Source organism: Variovorax sp. Soil_C_19 (assembly GCF_057657255.1).
The window spans coordinates 1-290 of the sequence record NZ_JBDGIV010000051.1 but is presented as its reverse complement, the minus strand read 5'-3'; the positions used below and the strand labels follow the sequence as shown (position 1 = coordinate 290).

1 protein-coding gene is annotated in these 290 nt (G+C 66.9%); it reads left to right on the top strand.

Going from position 1 to position 290, the window contains the following annotated elements:
* A partial coding sequence (locus tag AC3A6R_RS27175; protein ID WP_487866187.1) for a methyl-accepting chemotaxis protein occupies positions 1–290 on the top strand: 290 nt, incomplete at both ends.

Genomic DNA, 290 nt, shown 5'->3' with positions numbered 1-290 from the left:
AAGATCGTCGACATCATCGGCGTGATCGACGGCATCGCGTTCCAGACCAACATCCTTGCGCTCAATGCAGCGGTGGAAGCCGCACGTGCGGGGGAACAGGGCCGCGGCTTCGCGGTCGTGGCCTCGGAAGTGCGCAGCCTCGCGCAGCGCTCGGGCGCGGCGGCCAAGGAGATCAAGGGCCTGATCGACGACTCTGTCGGCAAGGTCGAGGCGGGCAGCCGGCAGGTGGCCGAGGCGGGCCGTACGATGGAAGAGATCGTCGACAGCGTCAAGCGCGTGACCGACATCAT